Consider the following 551-nt stretch of genomic DNA (forward strand, 5'->3'; position numbering starts at 1 on the left):
CCGTACCGCTCGCCGGCGCCATCACGCCTTTCGTGTTCGCGGCGCTCCTGCCATTTTTCATCGTCCGCAGTTTCAGGTTCAATGCCCGGGTGACGAGCTATCGCAATGTACGTTTCGATTTCACCGGCAACAAATGGGATGCGTTCACGTCGATCATACTCGGCGGCGTTGTCTCGGTGCTGACGCTCGGTATCCTCGCGCCGCTCGCCAGCCGCTGGGCGAGCCGCTACATCTTCAACCATCTGCGCTACGGCGACCGGCCCTTCTCCACCGATCCGAAGCTCGGGGCGATCTACAGAGCGCTCATCCCGCCCGCGGTGATGGTCATCGTCGGCCTGGTTGTCATGGGCTTCGTCGCCTTGCTGGTCGCCTATCCGATGCTCGACAGTTTCCTCCAGCGTACCGACGACCCCTCCGGCAGGCAAGCGGCGATGTTCATCATCCTGGCGGTCTACGGCGTGGTCTTGCCGCTCGTTGTCATTTACGCCTTCGCCGGCATGATCTACCGTGTCGCGGTCAGGAATATCGTGGTCAATGCCATGCTGTTCGAC

1 protein-coding gene is annotated in these 551 nt (G+C 61.5%); it reads left to right on the forward strand.

The genetic code is table 11. The features are described 5' to 3' along the window. Window positions 1–551, forward strand: a 551-nt coding sequence (locus AC1D0P_RS27700; RefSeq protein ID WP_477679661.1) for a DUF898 family protein, incomplete at both ends; no start/stop codon positions are given.

The organism is Polaromonas sp. P1_G2, assembly GCF_056405515.1.